A 24,211-nucleotide genomic window follows, 5' to 3' on the forward strand; every position below is an offset into this window, starting at 1 on the left:
CCGAAATGGAAGGGCGGGGTCCGAAGATGCCGCAGCCGCGGGTGGGCAGGCGCCGCTCGACCACGCCGGCCCACATCACCGACGTGGCCATCGACCTGTTCACCGCCCGCGGTTTCGCCGACGTGAGCGTCGACGACGTCGCCCACGCCGCCGGCATCTCGCGCCGCACGCTCTTTCGCTACTACGCGTCCAAGAACGCCATCCCCTGGGGCGATTTCGACACTCACCTCGCCCACCTGCGGGACCTGCTCGACAACGTGGATTCCCGGGTGCGCCTGGGCGATGCCCTGCGCGCCGCGTTGTTGGCGTTCAACACCTTTGACGAGTCCGAGACCGCCCGCCACCGCCGGCGCATGCGGGTGATCCTGCAAACCGCTGAGCTGCAGGCCTATTCGATGACGATGTACGCCGGCTGGCGCGAGGTGATCGCCGGGTTCGTGGCCCGCCGTTGCGATTGCAAGACCACCGACCTGCTGCCGCAGACCGCCGCCTGGACGATGCTGGGGGTGGCGCTGTCGGCGTACGAACACTGGCTCAGCGATGAATCCGTCCCGCTGCCGGTAGCCCTCGGCAATGCCTTCGACGTGGCCGGCGCGGGGCTGAACGAGCTGGACATTTGAGCGTCGAGCACCTGGCGCACACGCTGCGCGCCCAGGGCCGGTTCTGCGCCTCGTCGGGCTCCGCGATGTACGGCGAGCTGTTCGATCTGGTGGCCGCCGACGTCGAAGCCGGCGGCGTGTTCGCGGCCATCCTGTCCGGGCACCGCCACGCCCCCTCGCGCGACGCGGTGCCGCTCCGGCTGCTCGGCGGGCTGCACCGGCTGGTGCTCGACGGCCGGGCGCCGCACCTGCGCCGCTGGTACCCCAGCACCGGCGGGATCTGGGACGCCGGACCGGCCTGGCCTCAGATCCGCGACGCCGCGGCCGGCCACGCCGATGCGCTGCGCGCGGCGCTGGATCAACCACCACAGACCAACGAGGTAGGCCGATCGGCCGCACTGATCGGCGGTTTGCTGCACCTCAATCAATCCGGTTTGCCGATAAGGCTTTTCGAGATCGGGGCGAGCGCCGGGCTGAATCTGCGGGCCGACCACTACCGCTACCGGTTCGCCGGAAGCCAGTGGGGGCCGCCCGACTCGCCGGTGGCCATCGATGACGCGTGGCGCGGCGCGCTGCCGCCGGGGGGCGACGTGCGGATCGTCGAGCGGCGTGGCTACGACATCGCGCCGATCGACGTCGGCGACATCGACGGGGAGCTGACCGTGCTGAGCTACGTCTGGCCCGACCAGGCCGCGCGGCTCGCCCGGCTGCGCGGGGCCATCGAGGTCGCCCGCCGGGTCCCGGCCCGGCTCGAACGCCGGACGGCGGCCGGCGCGGTCGCCGGCCTGCGGGTGTCCGACGGCGCGCTCACCGTCCTCTGGCATTCCATCACCTGGCAATACCTGTCGGCCGGCGAGCGCGACGCAGTGCGCGCCCACGTGGACGCGCTGGCCGCACGGGCCGACGCGCGCTCACCGTTCGCCCACCTGACGATGGAGCCGGCGCGCTCTCGCCCCGGCGGGCCGATCAGGTTCGAGGTGCGCGCCCGCAGCTGGCCGGACGGCGAGACGCGCGTGCTGGGCGACTGCCACCCGCACGGCCCGCCGGTGCACTGGCACTAACTCGGCAAAAACGAATTGCCGGACCAAGTCCGGCAATTCGTCTTCGTCAATGCTGCGTGTACTAGGTACCCATGAAGGTCATCGGATCGTGCAGCACCCGGGTGCCGTCGTGCAATCCGTCGATGGCCTCCATGTGCTGAGGCTCTAAGGTGAAGTCGAACACGTCGAGGTTCTGGGCGACGCGCTCGGGCTTGGACGACCGCGAGACGACCACGTTGTCCAACTGCAGGTTCCACCGGACCAGCACCTGCGCCGGCGTGCGGCCGTACTCGGCGGCGATCGCCGTCACGGTCGGGTCCTCGAGCATCTTGCCGACGCCCAGCGGGCTGTAGGACTGCGTGGTCACGTCGTGCTGGGCGTGCGCCTGGCGCAGCTCGGCCTGGTTGAGGCGCGGGTGCAGCTCGACCTGGTTCACCGCGGGCACCTCGTCGGTCTCCTCGATGACGTTCGCCAGCAGTTCCTCGGTGAAGTTGCAGACGCCGATCGAGCGGACATGCCCTTCGTCGCGGGCGACCTTCATGCCCTCGAAGCTCTCCACATACTTGCCCAGCTTCGGCGCCGGCCAGTGGATCAGGTAGAGGTCGAGGTAATCCAGCCCAAGACGGTCCAGGCTCTCCTTGCACGACTCCTGGGCACTCTGGAAGCCCTGCCTCGAGGTGCCCAGCTTGGTGGCGACGAACAACTCCTCACGCGGGATGCCCGACGCGGCGATCGCGCGCCCGACGGCTTCTTCGTTTCCGTACGAGGCAGCGGTGTCGATGAGGCGGCAGCCAGCCTCCAGAGCCGCGAGTACCGAGCTTTCCGTCTCCTCATCGGACAACTTGGCCACGCCCAAGCCGAGTACGGGCATCTTCGCCTCGTCGTTGAGAGCGACGGTCGGAATCACGCTGGAAGCGCTGTATATCTCATCAATCACTGTCACTTTTCAATCACCTGCCTGCCAGGTTGGGGTGTGGGGTTTCTTCGACGTAAACGATCCAGGGACAACACACCAGGCGGCTTATGCCAACCCCTTCTGGTGCGTATGGGCCCCATACATCGTTCGCTTGGAGACAATAACCGAGCCGGGCGGATGCCGCCCGGACCGAGGCGGTCGACGTCGCATTAGCAAAAAAACGCGAGCTCAGAAGTTACGTCTTTCCAGCACAATAAGATTGGCGATGGAATTTTGGCAATTTTGTGACACCGCAGACACGAGCGCCCGGTGCCCTCGACGAAGACAGACGAAACCTCAAACCGATGTGATGTGCAACACCATCGAATTGCGTTGTGGCGCATCACCGATTTCAGCGTAATTCTCCCTGGGCCAGGCGCCTTACCGGCGAAAACACCGACAATGGTGCGTGTTTCACTCCCGGGGAACGGACATAGCTGCGTCGTGATGCGAACGTGATATACCGTGATGCGACTGTGATGTGAAATCACCTGTCCCCTATCCTCGAGAGACGCGACCACGCGCTACCCCTGGAAGCGAGGCAAGTCTGTCGCATGAAGACAATGCAAGAGCTTTTCGAAATTGCCTGGCAAGCAACGCAAATCGGTGCCGCAACGCTCAAGAAATCACAGCCGAGCTCGGTGCAGCACAAGGGAGACCGTGACCTGGTCACCGACATCGACCTTGCGATCCAGCGTGACATCGCCGACTACCTGGCCCAAACCACACCCGAGATCCCACTGTTGGCCGAAGAGTCCGAGCAACAGCCGGACATCGAAACCTCCGAGTGGCTCTGGGTGCTCGACCCCATCGACGGAACGTCGAACTTCGTCCACGGGCTGCCGTTGTGCGCCGTATCACTGGCGCTGATGCGCACCGGGCGCACCGTGGTCGCGGTCACCCACGCTCCCCTGCTCGGCAAGACCTACCACGCCATCGAGGGCAAGGGCGCTTTTCTGGGCGGCCAGCGGATCAACGCCAGCGCCGCCGACAGCCTCAGCGGGGCCATCGTGTCGCTCGGCGACTACGCCGTCGGCCACGACGCCGGCAGGCTGAACGAGCACCGGCTGGCGCTCACCGCCGAGCTGGTGCCGCGGGTCGAGCGCATCCGCATGATCGGGGCGGCGACCCTGGACCTCGCGTTCGTCGCCGAGGGCGCCCTGGACGCCTGCGTGATGATGTCCAACAAGCCCTGGGACACCGCGGCGGGGACCCTGATCGCCCGGGAAGCGGGGGCGCAGCTCACCGACGCCCAGGGCAATCCCCACACCCACAAGTCCGCGTCGACCGTGATCAGCGCGCCGGGCATCGCCGAGCAACTCGCGACGGTGATCCGCAACACCGAGAACGTCGGCGACCGGTACGCGACCGCCGTCGGCTAGCGGCGGCTCAGCCCAGCACTTCCGAAATGGGCACGGCCGCAGCGATTTTGGCGCGCATCTTCATGACCTTGCCGGGCATCCCGCCGCCGACCACGCCGGCCAGGGCGCCGTCGCGTTCGTAGTAGGCCAGGAACTTGCGACCGTCGTCCTCGACGACGTGCACGATGTCGTCGGCCTCCGGCTCGCCCAGGCACTGGATCTTGACGTCGTATTGGTCGCTCCAGAAGTAGGGAACCACCACCGCGGTGGGCACGTCCTGCCCCAGCATCGCGGGCACCACGGCGCGGGCCTGATCGGCGACATTGCTCCAATGTTCCACGCGCCCTTGGTGTCCCGTCGCGTCACGCCACGACGCGACGTCCCCGAGCGCCCACACGTTCGGCGCGCTGGTGCGCCCGGCCTCGTCGCAGATGACGCCGTTGTCGACGTCAACTCCGCTGCCCTCGAGCCATTCGGTCGCCGGGCGCGACCCGATGCCGACCACGACCACGTCGGCCGGCAGCTCGGTGCCGTCGCTGAGCACCACCGCCTCGACGCGCGTGTCACCGCGCACCTCCGCCACGCCGACCCCGAGGCGGACGTCGACGCCTTCGGCGCGGTGCAGCCGGGCCACCAGCTCACCGATCCGTTCGCCGAGCACCGCGGCCAGCGGAGTGGGCTGGGGCTCCACCAGCACCACGTCCACCCCCAGGCTGCGCAGGCTGGCCGCCACCTCGCAGCCGATGAAGCCGGCGCCGATGACGACGGCGCGCTGCGCCGCGGACGCGTGCTCGCGCAGCGCCAGGGACTCGTCGAACGAGCGCAGCACCCGGATGCCCTCGAGGTCGGGGATCGACGGGATGCGTCGCGGTACCAGCCCGGTGGCGATGACGAGTTCGTCGTAGCGAAGCGTCGTCCCGTCGTCGAGCGTCACCGTCTGCGCCGCGGTGTCCAGGCGTGTCGCGGCCGATCCCAGCCGCAGGGTGATGTCGTTCTCGTCGTACCACTCGCGCGGTTTGAGTGCGGTGTCGTCGACCTCTTTGCGCAGCACCTCTTTCGACAGCGGCGGGCGGTCATACGGCAGGTGGACCTCGTCGCTGACGAGCGTGATGGGCCCGGAATACTCCGATTTCCGCAGCTGCTCGGCGGTGCGGGCGGCGGCCAATCCGCCGCCGACGATCACGATTCCGTTGGTGGCGCTCGCGTCAGTACTCACGTGGAGTTCTTAGCACGGTGGCCGGTCAGTACTTTAGGGCACCCTTATCTACCGGGATCTGCGTGCCGGTCAGTGTGCCGGACCCGTCGCCGGCGAGCCACGCCACGACGTCGGCGACTTCGTCGGCCGTCATGAAGCCGTTGGGCTGCACCGGCATTGGCGGGAAGCTGTGCACGAAGCTGGGATGCCTGCCGAAGATCTCCATCATCGCTTCGGGCTCGATCATCGGGGTTTCGACGGAGTACGGATGGATCGAGTTGACCCGGATGCCGTATTCGCCGAGCTCGATCGCGAGGGTGTTGGTGAGCGCGGTGAGCCCGTGCTTGCTGGCCGAGTAGTGGCCGTTGCCCGGTGTGGCCTTGAGCCCCGCCGACGAGCTGACCACGACGATGGAACCGCCGTTGCCCGCCTCGATCATCGCGGGCACGGTGGCGCGCAGCGTGCGCCAGGTGCCGGTCAGGTTGACACCGATGACGGCGTCCCACTGCTCGTCGGTGAGCTCCCAGACGCGGCCCCAGCTCAGCACTCCGGCGTTGGCGACCACGATGTCGAGCCGGCCGAACTGTTCCATCCCGTCGGCCACCAGCTCCCGCAGCGCGGCGTCGTCGCGGACGTCGAGGACGCGGGTCAGGATCTTGCGCCCCTGCCCCTCCACCAGGCGCGCGGTCTCGTCGAGGTCCTCGGGCGTGGCGGGCGGGTAGGTCACGCTGGCCGATGCCGGCGCGCAGATGTCGAGCGCGATGACGTCGGCGCCCTCGGCGGCCAGCCGCACGGCGTGCGATCGCCCCTGGCCGCGGGCGGCCCCGGTGATGAATGCCACCCGCCCGTGCAGTGATCCAACCACGTGTAACCCCTTCGACCGCCGACAGACCAAACCAGGCTAGCAGCGGAACTGAAACGTGTTCTAATTCGCCCGCCGGTGGCCGGACGAGCCCCTAGATTTCGGCGATGATCGCAGCGCGGCGGCTGTTGTATTCCTGGTCGGTGAGCGCCCCGCTCGCGTGCAGATCGTTCAGCTCCTGCAGCCGCGCGGCGATCGACGGTTCGGGCGGCGTGACAACCGCCGACGGCGCCGCGCCCTGCTGGACGGCAGGAGCCGGCGGGGCGCCCGGCGCCGGTTGGGCGGCCGATGACTGCTGCTCGACGGCCCGGCGCACCACCGCCTGGATCTGGCCGCGCAGCGCCGGGTTCGACCGGATGTCGACCATCCGGTTGAGCGGAACGTTGTTGGCCTTGAGGATCTGCAGGATCTCCATCAGCGGGCCCGCCTGCCCGCTCAGGTCGTAGGTCCGGTTGTCCTCGGCCACCGTGAACTGCGCGGGCACCAGGCCGTTGACCAAAGCGCTTCGCTCCCAGTCGATCCGGTATTCGTTGGTGGTGGGGTTGACCAGGACCACCACCTTGCGGGCGTTGAGGTTGCCCAGCCGGGTGACGCTGGCGATCACGCGGTCTTCGCTGTCGAACGGCAGGAGCCCGGGCCCCGCGATGTGCAGGTGCACCTTGACGACCTGCTGGTTGTTGACCCACGTGCCCGTTTCGGTGATGCCGGTGATCTGCGCGAGCGCCAGCACGCCGCTCTGTTCGAGGGCGGCCACCTTCGCCGACGTCTTGGCGCCGTAGTTGGCCAGCGCGAGCGCGATCAGCACGTCGGCCGCGGTGATGAGCAGGCCGACGTAGAACATCCACTGCAGCAGGCTGTCGAGCCCCATGACGAAATACACGACCAGGAAAATCGGCCCCACGAGGCCTCCGCACAGCAAAACGACCAACTGTGCCTTCAGGTAGCGCGCTAACACTTGCCCCTCCTTGGCTTGCTGGGGATTTGTGTCAGATTAGCGCTCGGGGGCTCGCCGCGAACCCGATACGCGCAAACCGGGTTCGGCCGCGATCAGGCCAGCGATTCGGGCGGGACGATCGGCACCCGGCGCACCGGAGGCGCCGCGGGCTGCGTGCCCGCAGGCGAGTGCGGGGCGGTGCGCGGCGATACCGGCAGCGTCGTGGCCGGGGAGGCCTGCGGCGCCACCTGTGCCGGCGGCGCGGCGGACGTGCCGGTCGGTGCCGACGCCGCGGGCGCGACGGTGCTCGCGGGCCCGGCCGGTGCGTAGGCCGGCGTCGCCACCCGCGCCGGTCCGGCCGGAGCGGTGGCCGAGGCCAGCGTCGCCGACCCCACCGGCGCCGCCGCGACCGGCGTGCCGGCCGGTGCGGGCACCGCGGCCGCCGGGGCCACCGCCGCCGCCAGGGGCCCCGCGGGCGCGGTCGGCGCCGAGGCGCTTATGGCGCCGGCCGTCATCGTCGGTACCTGCGCGGCCATCGATGCGGGCGCTGCCGCGGTCTGCAGCGGCGTCGCGTTGGCCGCCTCGGCGGCGGCATACTGCATCGCACCGCCGTTCATCAGCTGGACGAACTGGCTGTGGAACGCGGCCGCCTGGGCGCTGAGCGCCTGATAGACCTGGGAGTGGGCGTCGAACAGGGCGGCGATGCTCGCCGACACCTCGTCGGCGCCGGGGGCGAGCACCGCCGACGTCGGCCCCATCGCCGCCGTGTTGGCGGAGGTGATCGTCGTCCCGATCCTGGCCAGGTCCGTCGCGGCAGCCGCAACGAATTCGGGAGTCGCTTGAACGAACGACATCGGCACCTCCCCGCCACGCCTCACGGTCACCGAGAACTATGCCGAAATCCTAGTGCAGGGCGCTCTGCGGCCGCATCATTTCCGCGCCGGTCCGGCAAGGCGGTGCGCACAGCAGACGAAGCCCGGATTGCCGTGTGGGCAATCCGGGCTTCGACCTGACTCAGTAGCGAACTACTTGATGATCTTGACGACCCGGCCGGCGCCGACGGTGCGGCCGCCCTCGCGGATCGCGAACCGCAGACCGTCGTCCATGGCGACGGGCTGGATCAGCTTCACCGAGATGTTGGTGTTGTCACCGGGCATCACCATCTCGGTGCCCTCCGGCAGCGTCACCACACCGGTCACGTCGGTGGTGCGGAAGTAAAACTGCGGACGGTAGTTGTTGAAGAACGGCGTGTGCCGGCCGCCCTCGTCCTTGGACAGGATGTAGACCTGACCCTCGAACTCGGTGTGCGGCGTGGTGGTGCCGGGCTTGGTCACGACCTGGCCGCGCTCGACGTCCTCACGCTTGATACCACGCAGCAGCAGACCGACGTTGTCACCGGCCTGGCCCTGGTCGAGCAGCTTGCGGAACATCTCCACACCGGTGACCGTGGTCTTGGTGCTGGTCGGGCGGATGCCGACGATCTCGACTTCCTCGTTCACGTTGATCACACCGCGCTCGACACGGCCGGTGACCACGGTGCCACGCCCGGTGATGGTGAAGACGTCCTCCACCGGCATCAGGAACGGCTTCTCGGTCTCGCGGACCGGGTCCGGGATCGACTCGTCGACGGCCTCCATCAGCTGCTCGACGGACTCGACCCACTTGGCGTCGCCCTCGAGCGCCTTGAGCGCGGAGACCCGCACCACCGGGGCGTCCTCGTCGAACTCCTGGGCGGCCAGCAGCTCGCGGACCTCCATCTCGACGAGCTCGAGGAGCTCCTCGTCGTCGACCATGTCGGCCTTGTTCAGGGCGACCAGGATGTAGGGCACACCGACCTGACGGGCGAGCAGCACGTGCTCACGGGTCTGCGGCATCGGGCCGTCGGTGGCCGCGACCACCAGGATCGCGCCGTCCATCTGGGCCGCACCGGTGATCATGTTCTTGATGTAGTCGGCGTGACCCGGGGCGTCGACGTGGGCGTAGTGACGCTTGTCGGTCTGGTACTCCACGTGGGAGATGTTGATGGTGATACCGCGCTGACGCTCCTCGGGCGCGTTGTCGATCTGGTCGAACGCGCGGGACTCGTTCAGGTCCGGGTACTTGTCGTGCAGAACCTTGGTGATAGCCGCGGTCAGCGTGGTCTTGCCGTGGTCAACGTGACCAATGGTCCCGATGTTGACGTGCGGCTTCGTCCGCTCGAACTTCGCCTTCGCCACTTCTGTGTCCTCCTGGACTAGTTGGTGCTTGTTAAAGCAGTGTTGGTGTTTTCAGTTGTGCCGCGCCCAAGGCATTCCAATGACCCGGCAAGATTACTCCGAGCGAATGTTTACTGGCCCGTCGCCTTCGCGATGATCTCCTTTGACACGTTCGCCGGCACTTCGGCGTACGAGTCGAAGACCATGGAGTAGTTCGCCCGGCCTTGGGTCTTGGACCGCAGGTCGCCGACGTAGCCGAACATCTCCGACAGCGGCACATGCGCTTTCACGACGCGCGCACCGCTCCGCTCCTCCATGGCCTGGATCTGGCCACGGCGGGAGTTCAGGTCGCCGATCACATCGCCCATGTAGTCCTCGGGCGTGGTGACCTCGACGGCCATGATCGGTTCCAGGATGACTGGCTGCGCTTGCGCCGCAGCCTTTTTCAGCACCTGCGAACCGGCGATCTTGAAGGCCATCTCCGACGAGTCGACCTCGTGGAACGCCCCGTCGAGCAGGGTGACCTTCATGTTCACCAGCGGGTAACCGGCCAGGACACCGTACTGCATGGCGTCCTGCGCGCCCGCATCCACCGACGGGATGTACTCACGCGGGATGCGCCCACCGGTGACCTTGTTCTCGAACTCGTAGGTCGCGCCGTCCTCGCCGGTGAACGGCTCGAGGTTGATGATGACCTTCGCGAACTGGCCGGAGCCGCCGGTCTGCTTCTTGTGGGTGAACTCGACGTTCTCCACCTTGCGGCGGATGGTCTCCTTGTAGGCCACCTGCGGCTTGCCGACGTTGGCCTCGACCTTGAACTCGCGGCGCATCCGGTCCACCAGGATGTCCAGGTGCAGCTCGCCCATCCCGCCGATCACGGTCTGGCCGGTCTCATGGTCCAGGTGCACCTTGAAGGTCGGGTCCTCCTCGGCGAGCTTCTGGATCGACAGCGACAGCTTCTCCTGGTCGCTCTTGGTCTTGGGCTCGATGGCCACCTCGATGACCGGGTCGGGGAAGGTCATCGACTCCAGCACGACCTGCTGGTTCGGGTCGCTCAGGGTGTCACCGGTGGTGGTGTCCTTGAGCCCGATCACCGCGTAGATGTGACCCGCCGAGGCGGTCTCCACCGGGTTCTCCTTGTTGGAGTGCATCTGGAACAGCTTGCCCAGACGCTCCTTCTTGCCCTTGGTGGCGTTGATGACCTGGCTGCCGGAGTCGACCTTGCCGGAGTACACCCGGACGTAGGTCAGCTTGCCGAAGAACGGGTGCGTGGCGACCTTGAACGCGAGCGCGGAGAACGGCTCGTCGGTCGACGGCTTGCGGGTGACCTCTTCGTCCTCCTTGCCCGGGGCGTGGCCGACGGCCGGTGGCACGTCCAGCGGCGAGGGCAGGTAGTCGATGACGGCGTCCAGCATCGGCTGCACGCCCTTGTTCTTGAACGCGCTGCCGCACAGCACCAGGTAGGCCTCGGAGCTGATGGTGAGCTTGCGCAGCGCACCCTTGATCTCGTCGACCGACAGTTCCTCGCCGCCCAGGTACTTCTCCAGCAGCGCCTCGTCGGTCTCGGCGACCGCCTCGAGGAGCTTGGTGCGGTACTCCTCGGCCTTCTCGGCCAGCTCGGCCGGGATGTCGATGGTGTCGTAGGTCTCGCCCAGCTTGGTCTCGCCGCGCCACACCTTGGCGTTCATCTCGACCAGGTCGACGATGCCCTCGAAGTCACCCTCGGAGCCGACGGGCAGCTGGATCGGGATGACGTTGGCGCCGAGGCGCTCCTCCATGGTGCGCACGGAGAAGTAGAAGTCGGCCCCGATCTTGTCCATCTTGTTGACGAAGCAGATGCGCGGGACGTCGTACTTGTCGGCCTGCCGCCAGACCTGCTCGGACTGCGGCTCCACGCCCTCCTTGCCGTCGAAGACGGCGACGGCGCCATCGAGGACACGGAGCGAGCGCTCGACTTCCACGGTGAAGTCGACGTGCCCGGGGGTGTCGATGATGTTGATCTGGTTGTCTTTCCAGAAGCAGGTGGTGGCCGCGGAGGTGATGGTGATCCCCCGCTCCTGCTCCTGCTCCATCCAGTCCATGGTGGCGGCGCCGTCGTGCACCTCACCGATCTTGTAGCTGATACCGGTGTAGTAGAGGATGCGCTCGGTCGTCGTCGTCTTGCCGGCGTCGATGTGCGCCATGATGCCGATGTTGCGGACCTTGGTCAGGTCGGTCAGCACGTCCTTCTGTGCCACAGAAGTCTTCCCACTCTTTCGATTGCTTAATTGCTGTCTGTCGCGGTCAGGCCAGCGCCCCGGCGCGCGGGCCGCATAGACCTACCAGCGGTAGTGCGCGAAGGCGCGGTTGGCCTCGGCCATCTTGTGGGTGTCCTCGCGTCGCTTGACGGCGGCACCCAGGCCGTTGCTGGCATCCAGGATCTCGTTTGCCAGGCGCTCGACCATGGTCTTCTCCCGGCGTTGCCGCGAGAAGCTGACCAGCCAGCGCAGTGCCAGCGTGGTGGACCGATCCGGACGCACCTCGACCGGCACCTGATAGGTGGCACCACCGACGCGGCGGCTGCGCACCTCCAGGGCGGGCTTGACGTTGTCGAGAGCACGCTTGAGCGTGATCACGGGATCGGTGCCCGTCTTGTCCCGGGCTTGTTCGAGCGCACCATAAACAATGCGCTCGGCGAGCGATTTCTTCCCCTGCAGCAGGACTTTGTTCACCAGCTGGGTGACCAGCTGCGACCCGTAGACCGGGTCGTTGACCAACGGGCGCTTCGGCGCGGGCCCCTTGCGCGGCATCAGCTCTTCTCCTTCTTGGCGCCGTAACGGCTGCGAGCCTGCTTGCGGTTCTTGACGCCCTGGGTGTCGAGCGAACCGCGGATGATCTTGTACCGGACACCGGGCAGGTCCTTCACCCGGCCACCACGCACCAGCACCATCGAGTGCTCCTGCAGGTTGTGTCCCTCGCCTGGGATGTAGGCCGTCACCTCAACCTGGCTCGTCAGCTTCACGCGGGCGACCTTCCGAAGAGCGGAGTTCGGCTTCTTCGGAGTGGTGGTGTACACGCGGGTGCATACGCCACGGCGCTGCGGGCTGCCCTTGAGGGCCGCGGTCTTGACCTTGGCGACCTTGTCCCGGCGACCCTTGCGGACCAGCTGCTGAATGGTTGGCATCTACCGGCTTTCTCTGTTCGTGTTCGGCATATTTCTGGCGTCTTCAAGTCTGTGTACTGCAGTTATGACCGTCCGCTTCACCCCGCGGCCGGGTGTGTCGCATGCGCTGCGCACCGGACGTAAGCCCGATGCATGGTGGACACGCGAATTCGCCCGGCATTCACTTCCTTACGGTTAGGCGCCGTAAGCCGCCAGGCACGAGGAACCACAATACCCGCCGCCGGTCTCGCAGGTCAAAGCGGCGGACCAGCGGGGATCGCAACGGGGCCTAGCCCCTGGCGCCGTCGTGGGCGGTGCGCCGTTCCAGACCCGCCGCCAGGCGCAGCACCATGTCGGAGAACAACACGTCGGTGTCGATGTCGTCCATGACGCCGGTCATCTCGAGCAACACGAAGCCGTGCATCGCGGACCAGAACTCCAGCGCGGCGTGGAAGGCTTCGGCGCCGTCGAGCCCGTAGGAGGACAGCACGGCGATCACCGGGGCGGCCGCGCTGCGGGTCGCCGCCGCGTACTCGGCGTCTTCGCCACCCAGCGGCATCCGGGTGAAGGCCGAGTAGCGCCCCGGGTGGTGGTGGGCGTAGCTGCGGTACGCGCCGGCCATGACGAGCACCGCGTCGTCGCGGGCGCGGCCCTCGCCCACCCGGTTGAGCATCATGATGATGTCGTCGATCACCCGGATCCGGACCGCCCGGCGCAAATCCTCCAGGCTGTCCACGTGGTTGTACAGCGACGGCCCCTTGGTGCCCAACTGCGTCGCCAGCGCGTTGATGGTCAGGGCGTCCCAGCCCTCGCGGTCCAGGAACGTCAGCGCGCCGTCGATGATCCCTTCCCGGCTGAGCTTGGTCGGGCGCGAACCGGGCCGTCCCGCGCGTTGGCGCCCGGCCGCCGACGGCGATTCCGGTTGAGCTGCCATGGCGGTCGCCCTTCGATCGCGGGAACGGGTTGCGGTTAACTAATGACTCTAGTTGACGCCCGGTCAGACATTAATCTCCCCGGAGGCGCATGAGCTCCCGGCGAACCAAAGAAAATCTGCCATCGGGCGGGCGAATGCACGTAATGTCATGCTTGGCTCATTCGAGCAGACGACCCGTCCAAGAGGGGGCCCGCAGTGAAGTGGACAACTGTCGCCGGGTCGTTGGCCACGTGCGCCGTCGCGATCGTGGCCGGTTTCGCGGCCGTGCCGGGGCTTGCGCAGGCCAAGAACGGCGACACCCATGTCATCGGGGAGGACATGGAGCAGACGGTCGACTGCAACGACGCCACGCTGCTGGTCAACGGCTCGTTCCTGACGGTCACCGCGCTGGGCAACTGTTACGCCGTGACGGTGATGGGTTCGTCGAATGTCGTTATCGCCGACTCGGTTTCGCACGACATCACGGTGTACGGCCACGACCAGACCGTGCTCTACAAGGGCGGTCAGCCGTTCCTGTGGGACCGGGGCCGCGAACTGGGCATGACCAACCGGCTCCAGCAGGTGCCGGGCTGAGGCACCATACCGAGGGGAATCAAACAACGATGCGTGTGCACACCTTCGCCCTGGCACCGGCCGCCGCGATCCTGGTGCTGGCCGGCTGCAGCTCGACGGCCAATCCGCCGGCGGGCTCCTCCACCACCACCACGACGAAGAGCAGCCCGACGACGAGTGCCGGCGCCGCGCCGACGACGGGATCGAGCGGAGCGAGCACCACCGCGTCCCTCGAGATCGGCAACACGGTGAACTACGGGTCGATGGGCACCACCACCAACCTCGACTGCGCCACCGGCAAGTCGTTGAACGTGGCCGGTTCGGACAACACCCTGACCGTCACCGGCAGCTGCTCGACGGTGAACATCGGCGGCACCAACAACAAGATCACCCTCGACAAGGTCGAGAAGCGCATCACCGTGCTCGGGATGAACAACACCATCACCTACAAAGACGGCGATCCCAAGGTCGACAACCTCGGCTCGGACAACACGATCAACAAGGGCAGCTGACCGGCGGCTCACCGGCCTTGATCGGCGGCGAACTCGCCCTCAATCGGCGGCCGCGCCGTGACGCCCCGCGCCGGCGGCGAACCGCCCGGCCCCTTCGTTCGCCTCCGCGGCCACCCGGGAGATGCTGGCGAATTCGAAGTCGAGCGCCTCGGATTCCGTTGCCCCCCATTGGTGTAGCGCCGAGAGCCGGTCCGAGCGCAGGCACTGCTGCGGCAGTGCCGACAGTTGTGCCGCCAATTCCTCTGCGGCCCGGCGCGATTGGCCCTTGGGGACCACTCGGTTCGCCAGCCCGATGGCCTGGGCTTCGTCGGCGGCCACGGCGCGGCCGGTGAGGATCATGTCCATCGCGCGGCTGTGGCCGATCAGGCGCGGCAGCCGCACGGTGCCCCCATCGATCAGGGGAACGCCCCAGCGCCGGCAGAACACCCCGAACACGGCGTCCTCCTCGACCACCCGCAGATCACACCAGATGGCCAACTCGAGGCCGCCGGCGACGGCGTAGCCGCTGACCGCGGCGATGACGGGCTTGGACAGCACCATCCGCGTCGGGCCCATCGGGCCCGGGCCACTCCGGTGCACGGCGTTGGCGTCCGGTGTGCCGAACGCCTTCAAATCGGCTCCGGCGCAGAATGTTCCGCCGTCGCCCCACAGCACGGCGACCGACGCGGTGTCGTCGCGGTCGAACTCCTCGAACGCCGCATACAGCGCGGCGGCCGTCGGGCCGTTGACCGCGTTGCGCGCCCCCGGCCGGTCGATGATCACGGTGATCACCCGGCCGTTGCGCTCGACGCGCACCGGATCGCTCATCTCGCCTCCGCACATAGTGGTTCGCGCCGCCGCAGCAGCTCAGCGGCGAAGTCATGGTAGGCCGCCCGCAGCCGGGCCCCGGGCCAGTCGGCCGGCAGGAGTTCGTCGGGCAGGACCGGGTCGGTGAGCAGGTGCCGGACGGTCGCGGCGGCCACCACGAAACGGCCGGGAATGTCCGGCGCGGCGGCCATGTCGTCGAGCAACCGGTGCCCGGCCCGCGCCCAGGCGGGCAGGTCCCACAGCTGCGCGGCCAGCTCGGCGGGGTCGTCGTCGCGCGCCCGCAGCACCCGGACCCTGGCCTTTACGTCGGGGCCGAGCTCCGCGTCGAGGTTGTCGGGGCGCATCCACACCCCCTCGCGCAGCTCACCAAAACGCTTGTCGTGCATGGCGTTTCGCAGCGCGGCCCGGGTGCGTGCGTCGTCTCCCACGCTGGTCACGACCAGGGTGACCCACTCCCCGCGCCAGGGACGCACGCGCGGGTCGATGGCATCGTCCTGGCGCCGCTGGCGGGCGAGCAGGCGATCCGAGAGTTGGTAGCCGTCGGCGTTGCGGACCAGGTCGCCCGCGCCGACCATCCGGGTCAGCGCCACTCGCAGCGTCGACTCCTTGATGCCGAAATCGGAAGTGAGCCTGACCAGTTCGCTGGCGCGGGCGCGCGCCGGGTGGGCGCCGAGCAGCACGCTGAGCACCACCGACCGCGCCGTCAGGTCCGGCATGGCTACACTCCGGACGCCCGGCGGCCGTGGTCGCCGAAGGGTTCGTCGCGATGCCGCACCGCCTCACGGAATCCGTGCTCGACCGCGTCGGCGACGAACGCGTGGCCCTCGGGCGTGTGCCGGGCGACACCGTCGAACACCGTGCTGACCATTCTGCTGGTGGCCACACCCTGTTGCAGCAGGGCGGAATTCAGCGCGAGCTTGACCATGATCAGCTGATTGACCGGCACCGCGGCGATCCGCTCGACCAGCCGCTCGGTGCGCTCGTCGAGATCCGCCGGATCCGGCGCCTCGACCGCCCATCCCCACTCGGCGGCCTGAGCGCCGGTGATGCAATCGCCGGTGAACAGCAGCCTTTTCGCGCGCGCGTCGCCGAGCCGGTGCGCCCACAGGCCGGCCGCCGGCACGCCCCACACCCGGGTGGGCGGGTAGCCGATCTTGGCGTCGGCGGCGGCGATCACCTGGTCGGCGTGCAGCGCGATATCGGTACCCCCGGCCACGCAGTAGCCGTGGATCTTGACCACCGTGGGCTTGTCGGCGTGCATGAGGCTGGAAAAGCCCCGGACGAAGCGGCTCATCATCTGGTAATCGATCATCGGGTCCCACGGCTGATCCGCCAGATGGTTGACCGCCTGGGTCTTTCCGTCCAGCACGGTGCCCGCGTACGCGCCGGTGCCGCCGGCCGACCCGGTGCGGTCGGCGTAGGCGCTCAGGTCGAATCCGGCGCAGAAGCCCTCGCCGCGACCGGACACCAGGATGACGTGCACATTCGGGTCGAGGTCGGCGCGCTCCACCAGCGCCGAGAGCTCCAGCGGCGTGTCCGCGACGATCGCGTTGCCCTTCTCCGGCCGGTTGAACGTGATCCGGGCGACCCGGTCGGTGACCTCATAGGTCATCGTCTTCAGGTTGTCGAAGTCGACCGGCCTGATCGCGTGAGTCATGAGCGCCACTCCTCCTCATCGCTGCGCTCTGCATCGTCGCCGGCGGGCGTCATCCCTTTACTAGAGCACGCTCGAGAATCGGCGCGAGGTCGAGCCCGTCGGGCATGGTGCCGAACGCGCCGCCCCACCGGCGGTCGAGCCGGGTCGTCAGGAACGCCTCGGCGACGGCGGGGTGCCCGTGGCGCACCAGCAGCGAGCCCTGCAGCGCCAGGCAGATGTCCTCGGCGACCTTGCGGCCGCGGTAGGCGATGGACTCCAGGTTGGCCAGGTCGGCGCGCAGCCGCGCGACATGGTTGCCCAGGCGCGGGTCCTGGCCCGCGCTCTCGGCGATTTCGTCGAACAGCACCTCGACGCATTCGGGACGAGTCGCCATGGCGCGCAACGTATCCAGCGCGCTGACGTTGCCCGAACCCTCCCAGATGCCCATCAGCGGCGCCTCCCGGTACAGCCGCGGCATGCCGGAGTCCTCCACATAGCCGTTGCCGCCCAGGCATTCCAGGGCTTCGGCGGCGTGCGGGGTCGAGCGCTTGCACACCCAGTACTTGCTGGCGGCCAGGCCGATCCGGCGCAGCAGCGCCTCGGTCTCGTCGCCGCGCACCGCCTTGTCGGTGGCGCCGGCCATCCGCATCGCGACCATGGTGGCCGCCTCCGCCTCCACGGCCAAATCGGCCAGCACGTTGCGCATCAGCGGCTGGTCAATGAGATAGGCGCCAAACGCCTTTCGGTGCTGGGCGTGGTAGATCGCGCGGGTCAAACCGGTGCGCATGCTGGTGGCGCTGCCCAGCGTGCAGTCCAGCCGGGTGAGGTTGACCATCTCGATGATGGTCGGCACGCCGCGGCCCTCCTCGCCCACCAGCCACGCGATCGCGCCGTCGTACTCGACCTCGCTCGAGGCGTTGGCGTGGTTGCCGAGCTTGTCCTTGAGACGCTGCAAAAACATCCGGTTGCGGGTGCCGTCGGGCAGCACGCGCGGCAGCATGAAGCACGACAACCCTCCGGGCGCCTGCGCGAGCACCAGGAAGATGTCACACATCGGCGCCGAGGTGAACCACTTGTGGCCCGTCAGGCTGTAGGTGCCGTCGGCGTTGGGGGTGGCCTGCGTGGTGCCGGCGCGCACGTCGGAGCCGCCCTGCTTCTCGGTCATCGACATGCCCGCCGTGATGCCGGGCTTGGCGGTGGCCGGCCGGAGTTCCGGGTCGTATTCGCGGGAGGTCAGCAGCGGCTCGTAGACCTGGGCCAGCTCGGGGTTGTAGCGCAGCGCGGGCACCACGGCATACGTCATCGAAATCGGGCAGACGTGCCCCGGTTCGACCGTCCACACCGAGGTCTTGGCGGCCCGCACGACGTGCGCACCCGGCCGCTCGTCGGCCCAGGGCGCGGCGTGCATGCCGTGTTCGATCGCCGCGCGCATCAGCTCGTGGTACGCCGGGTCGTATTCGACCTCGTCGATCCGGTGACCGTTGCGGTCGTGGGTGTGCAGGATGGGCCGGTTGCGATCGGCGAGCTCGCCCCAGCGCTGCGCCTCGCGGCTGGCCGACAGGGCGCCGACCTCGTTCACCTCGTCCAGGCCCCACTGCCCTCCCTCGCGAATCAGGGCCTCGATGAGCACCGCCGAGGTGGCGGGGTTGTGGTCTTCCAGGGGCGGGACCTGGTTGGTGACGACATGGGTGTCCGACATGGGATCAATGTTACATTTTTCCGACAGTTGCACAAGAGCTGTAATGATCAGCGCGGGTGCGCGGCGAAGAAGTCCCACAGTTCTCGCGTCGCGAAGTCGGGCCACTCGTGGTCGCCGTGGTCGACCGTGATGAGCACGACCCCGCGACCCTCGGCGCATCCCGCGGTCGAGGTGGTGATCGGGCCGTCGGTGGTGGCCGACGGGGCGCCGCACTGATCGACGTTGCGCCAGAAGGCATTCACGTTCGGCACGGGCGGGCCGTTGATCACGCTGTAGCCCGGTCCGCCGCCGTAGGGCACCAGCTCGTCCGCGGTGCCGTGAATGTGCATGACCGACATCGGATGCGGCGTGCGGCAGGAGTTCAGCTGGGTGCCCGCGACCGGACCGATCGCGGCGAAGATCTCCGTGGTGCAGGCCAGCGTGTAGGACATGATGCCGCCGTTGCTCATGCCGGTGGCATAGACCTTCGCGGTGTCGATGCCGACGTTCTTGGCGATGTCGGCGACGGCCGCGCTGATGAAACCGACGTCATCCACGCCCTCTCGTCCGGACCGGCCGCAGCAGGTTTGGCCGTCGACGTTCCAGGCGTGGTCGAGGCCGTCAGGGTAGGCGACGACGAACTTGCCCGAATCGGCCAAACCGTCCCAGTGGTAGTCCTTTTCGGCTTCCCTGGCGCTTCCCGACACGCCGTGCATCATGACCACGAGCGGGGCCGAGGCCGCCACTCCCGCGGGCTTGTACAGCCGATAGCTGCGATCGAGATCGCCGACCTTGAGGTGGTGGACGCTGGTGCCGGTCACGAAGCCCGTCGGCGCGTTGGCGACTCCGGGGAAGCAGCCCGCGAGCACCAGGACGACACCCGAGATCGTGGCCAGCCGGCGCAGCATGGATCAAAGGTAAGCGCTGGCCCGCGCTCAGCCGCCCGTTTTCTCCCGCAGGAACGCGATGTCGTCCTTGCGGCCCTCGTCGGCGGTTTCGCAGATCACCGGGGCGTCGGCGGCCTTGACCACCGCGGCGAGCAGCTCGGGATCGATCTGGCCGGTGCCGAAGTTGGCGTGCCGGTCGGCGCCGGAGCCCGCCGCGTCCCTCGAGTCGTTGCAGTGCACCAGGTCGATGCGGCCGGTCAGCGCCTTGATGCGGTCGACCGCGTCGATCAGCTGCTCGCCGGCGGCCCAGGCGTGGCAGGTGTCCAGGCAGAACCCAATTCCCTTGTCGCCGATGTGATCCCACAGCCGGCCGATGGTGTCGAAGTGGCGGGCCATCGCGTGGTCGCCGCCGGCGGTGTTCTCCAGGTAGACCGGCACGTCCGTTTCCAGGTAGTCCAGGGCCTTGACCCACCGTTCGAAGCCGGCGTCCATGTCGTTGTCGTCGGCGTGGCCGCCGTGCACGATCACCGCCGTCGCGCTGATCGCCGCGGCCGCGTCGCAGGTGTCCTGCAGGATCTTGCGCGACGGGATGCGGACCCGGTTGTTGGCCGAGGCCACGTTGATCAGGTAGGGCGCGTGGATGTAGAGCGGGATGGTCGACGCCTTGAGCGCCTCGGCGTCGTCACGCGGCTTGGGCTTCTTCCAGCTCTGCGGGTTGCCGAGGAAGAACTGGACGACGTCGGCGCCGTCGGCCTGCGCGGCGGCCAGCGGGTCATCCTGGTGGACATGCGAACCGATGAGCACGGTGGCCAGTGTAGTGAGGGGTCCTGACGGCGGCGAGAGTGCGGCTGGCCGCACACCCGAGTCCGAACGTGCGGCTGGCCGCACACCCGACCGGCTCGGCGTCCCACGCAACGACAAAGCCCCGGGCGAAACCCGGGGCTTTGTCGTTGTCGCAGAAACTACCGGTAGTCGCTGTAGCCGTAGTCGTCCAACGGAACCGCGGCGCCGGTGGCCTGGCCGAAGTCCGGGCTGTAGTACTGATCCTCGTAGGACGGGATCGTGTACGCGGCGGCCCGGGCCTCCTCGGTCGGCTGCACCTGGATGTTGCGGTAGCGGTTGATGCCGGTACCGGCCGGGATCAGCTTTCCGATGATCACGTTCTCCTTCAGACCGTTGAGCTTGTCGCTGCGGCAGTTGATCGCCGCATCGGTCAGCACTCGCGTGGTCTCCTGGAACGACGCCGCGCTCAGCCACGAGTCGGTGGCGAGGCTCGCCTTCGTGATACCCATCAGCACCGGACGGCCGGCGGCGGGCTCGCCGCCCTCGGCCACCACCCGGCGGTTCTCCGCCTCGAACTCCGCGCGGTCGATCAGCGAGCCGGGCAAAAACTCCGTCGAGCCCGAGTCGATGATGGTGACGCGGCGCAGCATCTGGCGAACGATCACCTCGATGTGCTTGTCGTGGATCGACACACCCTGCGCGCGGTAGACCTCCTGGACCTCGCGGACCAGGTGGATCTGCACCTCGCGGGGGCCCTGCACGCGCAGCACCTCGTGCGGGTCGGCCGAGCCTTCCATCAGCTGCTGGCCCACCTCGACGTGGTCGTTGTCGGAGAGCACCCGCTCGGAACCGTCTTCGTGCTTGAACACGCGCAGCCGCTGCCGCTTGGAGAGCTTGTCGTACACGACCTCCTCGCTCCCGTCGTCGGGAACGATGGTGATCTTGTAGAAGCGCTCGCCCTCCTCGAGGCGGACCCGCCCGGTGACGTCGGCGATCGGCGCCTTGCCGCGCGGGATGCGGGCCTCGAACAGCTCCTGGACCCGGGGCAGACCGCCGGTGATGTCCTCACCGACACCACCCTGGTGGAACGTCCGCATGGTCAGCTGGGTGCCGGGCTCACCGATGGACTGGGCGGCGACGATACCGACGGCCTCGCCGATGTCGACCAGCTTTCCGGTGGCCATGGACCGCCCGTAACAGGTCGCGCACACCCCGGTGCCGGTGGTGCACGTCAGCACCGAGCGCACCTTGACCTGCGTGATGCCGGCCGCCAGCAGGGCCTCGATCTCCGGGTCACCCAGGTCCTCGCCGCGCGCGACGACGACCTTGCCAGCCTCGTCGACCGCGTCGGTGCCCAAAGTCCGTGCGTACGCCGAGGTTTCGATGTACGGGTCGCGGATCAGGGTGCCGTCGGGCTGACGCTCGGCCAGCTCGACGACGATGCCCCGCTCGGTCTCGCAGTCATGCTCCCGGACGATGACGTCCTGGCTCACGTCCACCAGACGACGGGTCAGGTACCCGGAGTCGGCGGTACGCAACGCGGTGTCCGCCAAGCCCTTTCGGGCGCCGTGGGTGTTGATGAAGTACTCCAGCACGGTCAGGCCCTCGCGGAACGACGACTTGACCGGACGCGGGATGAACTCACCCTTGGGGTTGGTCACCAGACCCTTCATGCCGGCCAGCGTCCGGGTCTGGGTGAAGTTACCCGTGGCACCCGAGTCGACGATCGTGATGATCGGGTTGTCGGCCGGGTAGTGCTCACGCAGCGCCTGACCGACCTCGTCGGTGGCTTCCTTCCAGATCTCCACCAGCGCCTCGTTGCGCTCGTCGTGGTTCAAAGCGCCACGCTGGAACTGCTTTTCGACCTTTTCCGCCCGCTCCTCGTACTGGTCGAGGATCTCCTTCTTGCGCGGCGGCACGAGCACGTCGGCCATCGACACGGTGACACCGCTGCGGGTCGCCCAGTAGAAACCGGCGTCCTTGAGCTTGTCGACGGTCTGCGCGACCACGATCATCGGGTAGCGCTCGGCCAGGTCGTTGATGATGGCGGCCTGCACCTTCTTGTGCATCTGCTTGTTCACGAACGGATAGCCCACCGGCAGCAGCTCGTTGAACAGCACCCGGCCCAGCGTGGTCTCGGCCATCCAGGCGTCCCCCGGCTGCCAGCCGCCCGCGCCGAACAGCTCGGCCTCGATCTCGGCGGGCGGGCGCAGCTGGGTCAGCCGCACCTTGATCTTGGCCCGCACCGACAGCACGCCACGGTCGGACGCCATGATCGCCTCGGCCGGCGACGAGTACACGCCCACCTCGGGCTCGTCCTTGGCGGCCGCCTTGAATTCGCCCTTGTCCCCGTCGACCTCGGTGGTCAGGTAGTACAGCCCGGTCACCATGTCCAGACGCGGCATGGCCAGCGGACGGCCCGACGCGGGCGACAGGATGTTGTTGCTGGACAGCATCAGGATGCGGGCCTCGGCCTGCGCCTCGGCGCTCAAAGGCAGGTGCACCGCCATCTGGTCACCGTCGAAGTCGGCGTTGAACGCCTCACACACCAGCGGGTGCAGCTGGATTGCCTTGCCTTCCACCAGCATCGGCTCGAAGGCCTGGATACCCAGCCGGTGCAGGGTGGGCGCGCGGTTCAGCAGCACCGGGTGCTCGGCGATGACCTCTTCGAGGACATCCCACACCTGGGGACGCTGGCGCTCCACCATGCGCTTGGCGCTCTTGATGTTCTGCGCGTGGTTGAGGTCGACCAGCCGCTTCATCACGAACGGCTTGAACAGCTCCAGCGCCATCAGCTTGGGCAGACCGCACTGGTGCAGCTTGAGCTGCGGGCCGACCACGATGACGCTGCGGCCCGAGTAGTCGACACGCTTGCCGAGCAGGTTCTGACGGAACCGGCCCTGCTTACCCTTGAGCAGGTCGGACAGCGACTTCAGCGGGCGGTTACCCGGCCCGGTGACCGGGCGGCCGCGACGGCCGTTGTCGAACAACGCGTCCACGGACTCCTGCAACATCCGCTTCTCGTTGTTGACGATGATCTCGGGCGCGCCGAGGTCGATCAGCCTCTTGAGGCGGTTGTTCCGGTTGATCACCCGGCGGTACAGGTCGTTGAGGTCGCTGGTGGCGAACCGGCCACCGTCGAGCTGGACCATCGGGCGCAGTTCCGGCGGGATCACCGGGACGGCGTCGAGCACCATGCCCATCGGCGAGTTGCCCGACTGCTGGAAGGCGGCGACCACCTTGAGCCGCTTCAGGGCGCGAAGTTTCTTCTGCCCCTTGCCGTTCCGGATGACGTCGCGCAGGATCTCGGCCTCGGCGTCGATGTCGAAGTTCTCGATCAGCTTCTGGATCGACTCCGCACCCATGGCGCCGGTGAAGTACTCACCGAAGCGGTCGATCAGCTCGCGGTAGAGGTTCTCGTCGACGATCAGCTGCTTGGGAGCCAGCTTGGTGAAGGTCGTCCAGATCTCCTCGAGCCGGTCCAGCTCACGCTGGGCCCGGTCGCGCAGCTGGCGCATCTCGCGCTCGCCGCCGTCGCGGACCTTGCGGCGCGCGTCGGCCTTCGCGCCCTCGGCCTCCAGCTCGGCCAGGTCGGCCTCGAGCTTCTGGGCGCGGGCCTCCAAGTCGGCGTCGCGCTGGTCCTCGATGGCCTTGCGCTCCACCATCATTTCGGCCTCGAGCGTCGAGAGCTCGTTGTGGCGCATCTCCTCGTCGACCGAGGTGATGACGTAGGCGGCGAAGTAGATGATCTTCTCGAGATCCTTCGGCGCCAGGTCGAGCAGGTACCCCAGCCGCGACGGCACGCCCTTGAAGTACCAGATGTGCGTGACGGGCGCGGCCAGCTCGATGTGGCCCATCCGCTCGCGGCGCACCTTGGCGCGGGTCACCTCGACGCCGCAGCGCTCACAGATGATGCCCTTGAAGCGGACGCGCTTGTACTTGCCGCAGTAGCACTCCCAGTCGCGAGTCGGTCCGAAGATCTTCTCGCAGAACAGGCCGTCCTTCTCCGGCTTCAGCGTGCGGTAGTTGATCGTCTCCGGCTTCTTGACCTCGCCGTAAGACCATTGCCTGATGTCCTCCGCGGTGGCCAGACCGATCCGGAGTTCATCGAAGAAGTTGACGTCGAGCACGTAACTCCC

Annotated in this window: 22 protein-coding genes; 5 read left to right on the forward strand and 17 right to left on the reverse strand. The window is 68.0% G+C overall.

Translation table 11 applies throughout. From position 1 onward, the window contains the following. Positions 1-26: 26 nt before the first annotated feature. Complete coding sequence (gene mftR, locus W7U_RS17695) at positions 27-620, forward strand: mycofactocin system transcriptional regulator (protein ID WP_008260836.1); 594 nt, start codon at positions 27-29, stop codon at positions 618-620. Further along, on the forward strand, positions 617-1,660 hold the full coding sequence (locus W7U_RS17700; protein ID WP_008260838.1) for a DUF2332 family protein: 1,044 nt from the start codon (positions 617-619) through the stop codon (positions 1,658-1,660). The genes mftR and W7U_RS17700 overlap by 4 nt, the downstream gene beginning before the upstream one ends. A 61-nt stretch (positions 1,661-1,721) precedes the next feature. On the opposite strand, the gene W7U_RS17705 is transcribed toward W7U_RS17700, so the two are convergent. After that, positions 1,722-2,582 (reverse strand): aldo/keto reductase, encoded by an 861-nt coding sequence (locus W7U_RS17705; RefSeq protein ID WP_170320610.1) that lies wholly within the window; start codon positions 2,580-2,582, stop codon positions 1,722-1,724. Positions 2,583-3,148: 566 nt separating this feature from the next. Here W7U_RS17705 and W7U_RS17710 point away from each other — a divergent pair. Further along, positions 3,149-3,976 carry an inositol monophosphatase family protein gene (locus W7U_RS17710; protein ID WP_009956322.1) on the forward strand — a complete coding sequence of 276 codons (828 nt, stop codon included), beginning with the start codon at positions 3,149-3,151 and terminating at the stop codon, positions 3,974-3,976. Between the two features lie 7 nt (positions 3,977-3,983). On the opposite strand, the gene W7U_RS17715 is transcribed toward W7U_RS17710, so the two are convergent. The 9 genes from W7U_RS17715 to W7U_RS17755 all read right to left on the reverse strand — a co-directional run bounded on the left by W7U_RS17715 (position 3,984) and on the right by W7U_RS17755 (position 13,217). Beyond that, the gene (locus tag W7U_RS17715) at positions 3,984-5,171 is read right to left on the reverse strand and encodes an FAD-dependent oxidoreductase (RefSeq protein WP_008260843.1); all 1,188 of its coding nucleotides are present in this window, start codon (positions 5,169-5,171) and stop codon (positions 3,984-3,986) included. Positions 5,172-5,196: 25 nt separating this feature from the next. After that, a complete protein-coding gene (locus W7U_RS17720; protein ID WP_081490137.1) occupies positions 5,197-6,015 on the reverse strand; it encodes a mycofactocin-coupled SDR family oxidoreductase in 819 nt (272 codons plus the stop codon). 91 nt (positions 6,016-6,106) lie between these two features. Beyond that, on the reverse strand, positions 6,107-6,967 hold the full coding sequence (locus tag W7U_RS17725; protein WP_008260845.1) for an SHOCT domain-containing protein: 861 nt from the start codon (positions 6,965-6,967) through the stop codon (positions 6,107-6,109). Positions 6,968-7,059: 92 nt separating this feature from the next. Then, a complete protein-coding gene (locus W7U_RS26935; protein ID WP_008260846.1) occupies positions 7,060-7,800 on the reverse strand; it encodes a PE family protein in 741 nt (246 codons plus the stop codon). Between the two features lie 171 nt (positions 7,801-7,971). Next, on the reverse strand, positions 7,972-9,162 hold the full coding sequence (gene tuf, locus W7U_RS17735; protein ID WP_008260847.1) for an elongation factor Tu: 1,191 nt from the start codon (positions 9,160-9,162) through the stop codon (positions 7,972-7,974). A gap of 110 nt (positions 9,163-9,272) precedes the next feature. Beyond that, the gene (fusA, locus tag W7U_RS17740) at positions 9,273-11,378 is read right to left on the reverse strand and encodes an elongation factor G (RefSeq protein WP_008260848.1); all 2,106 of its coding nucleotides are present in this window, start codon (positions 11,376-11,378) and stop codon (positions 9,273-9,275) included. Positions 11,379-11,459: 81 nt separating this feature from the next. Further along, positions 11,460-11,930: a 30S ribosomal protein S7 gene (gene rpsG / locus W7U_RS17745; RefSeq protein WP_008260850.1), complete on the reverse strand. Its 471-nt coding sequence runs from the start codon at positions 11,928-11,930 to the stop codon at positions 11,460-11,462. After that, entirely contained in the window at positions 11,930-12,304 is a 375-nt protein-coding gene (gene rpsL / locus W7U_RS17750) for a 30S ribosomal protein S12 (RefSeq protein WP_007767794.1), read from the reverse strand. Before rpsL ends, rpsG begins: the two co-directional genes overlap by 1 nt. A gap of 268 nt (positions 12,305-12,572) precedes the next feature. Continuing rightward, entirely contained in the window at positions 12,573-13,217 is a 645-nt protein-coding gene (locus W7U_RS17755; protein WP_008260853.1) for a TetR/AcrR family transcriptional regulator, read from the reverse strand. A 195-nt stretch (positions 13,218-13,412) separates the two neighbouring features. On the opposite strand from W7U_RS17755, the gene W7U_RS17760 reads away from it, so the two are divergent. Together W7U_RS17760 and W7U_RS17765 are read left to right on the forward strand one after the other, a co-directional pair. Next, positions 13,413-13,790, forward strand: a complete 378-nt coding sequence (locus tag W7U_RS17760; protein WP_014712398.1) for a DUF3060 domain-containing protein — start codon at positions 13,413-13,415, stop codon at positions 13,788-13,790. A 29-nt stretch (positions 13,791-13,819) separates the two neighbouring features. After that, on the forward strand, positions 13,820-14,281 hold the full coding sequence (locus tag W7U_RS17765) for a DUF3060 domain-containing protein (protein WP_170320611.1): 462 nt from the start codon (positions 13,820-13,822) through the stop codon (positions 14,279-14,281). 39 nt (positions 14,282-14,320) lie between these two features. Here the strand turns inward: W7U_RS17765 and W7U_RS17770 are convergent, their stop codons facing one another. The 7 genes from W7U_RS17770 to W7U_RS17800 form a co-directional block, all read right to left on the reverse strand. Beyond that, complete coding sequence (locus tag W7U_RS17770; RefSeq protein ID WP_008260858.1) at positions 14,321-15,088, reverse strand: crotonase/enoyl-CoA hydratase family protein; 768 nt, start codon at positions 15,086-15,088, stop codon at positions 14,321-14,323. After that, positions 15,085-15,804 carry a PaaX family transcriptional regulator C-terminal domain-containing protein gene (locus W7U_RS17775; protein WP_008260860.1) on the reverse strand — a complete coding sequence of 240 codons (720 nt, stop codon included), beginning with the start codon at positions 15,802-15,804 and terminating at the stop codon, positions 15,085-15,087. The genes W7U_RS17770 and W7U_RS17775 overlap by 4 nt, the downstream gene beginning before the upstream one ends. A gap of 2 nt (positions 15,805-15,806) precedes the next feature. After that, the gene (locus tag W7U_RS17780) at positions 15,807-16,745 is read right to left on the reverse strand and encodes a crotonase/enoyl-CoA hydratase family protein (protein WP_008260861.1); all 939 of its coding nucleotides are present in this window, start codon (positions 16,743-16,745) and stop codon (positions 15,807-15,809) included. Positions 16,746-16,794: 49 nt separating this feature from the next. Further along, positions 16,795-18,423 (reverse strand): acyl-CoA dehydrogenase family protein, encoded by a 1,629-nt coding sequence (locus W7U_RS17785; RefSeq protein WP_008260863.1) that lies wholly within the window; start codon positions 18,421-18,423, stop codon positions 16,795-16,797. A gap of 47 nt (positions 18,424-18,470) precedes the next feature. Further along, positions 18,471-19,310: a PHB depolymerase family esterase gene (locus W7U_RS17790; protein ID WP_008260865.1), complete on the reverse strand. Its 840-nt coding sequence runs from the start codon at positions 19,308-19,310 to the stop codon at positions 18,471-18,473. A gap of 27 nt (positions 19,311-19,337) precedes the next feature. Next, positions 19,338-20,093 carry a deoxyribonuclease IV gene (locus tag W7U_RS17795; RefSeq protein WP_008260869.1) on the reverse strand — a complete coding sequence of 252 codons (756 nt, stop codon included), beginning with the start codon at positions 20,091-20,093 and terminating at the stop codon, positions 19,338-19,340. 158 nt (positions 20,094-20,251) lie between these two features. Further along, positions 20,252-24,202 (reverse strand): DNA-directed RNA polymerase subunit beta', encoded by a 3,951-nt coding sequence (locus W7U_RS17800; RefSeq protein ID WP_008260871.1) that lies wholly within the window; start codon positions 24,200-24,202, stop codon positions 20,252-20,254. Positions 24,203-24,211 lie beyond the last annotated feature (9 nt).

The sequence above is a fragment of the Mycobacterium sp. H4Y genome (assembly GCF_000364405.1).
GTDB lineage: Bacteria > Actinomycetota > Actinomycetes > Mycobacteriales > Mycobacteriaceae > Mycobacterium > Mycobacterium intracellulare.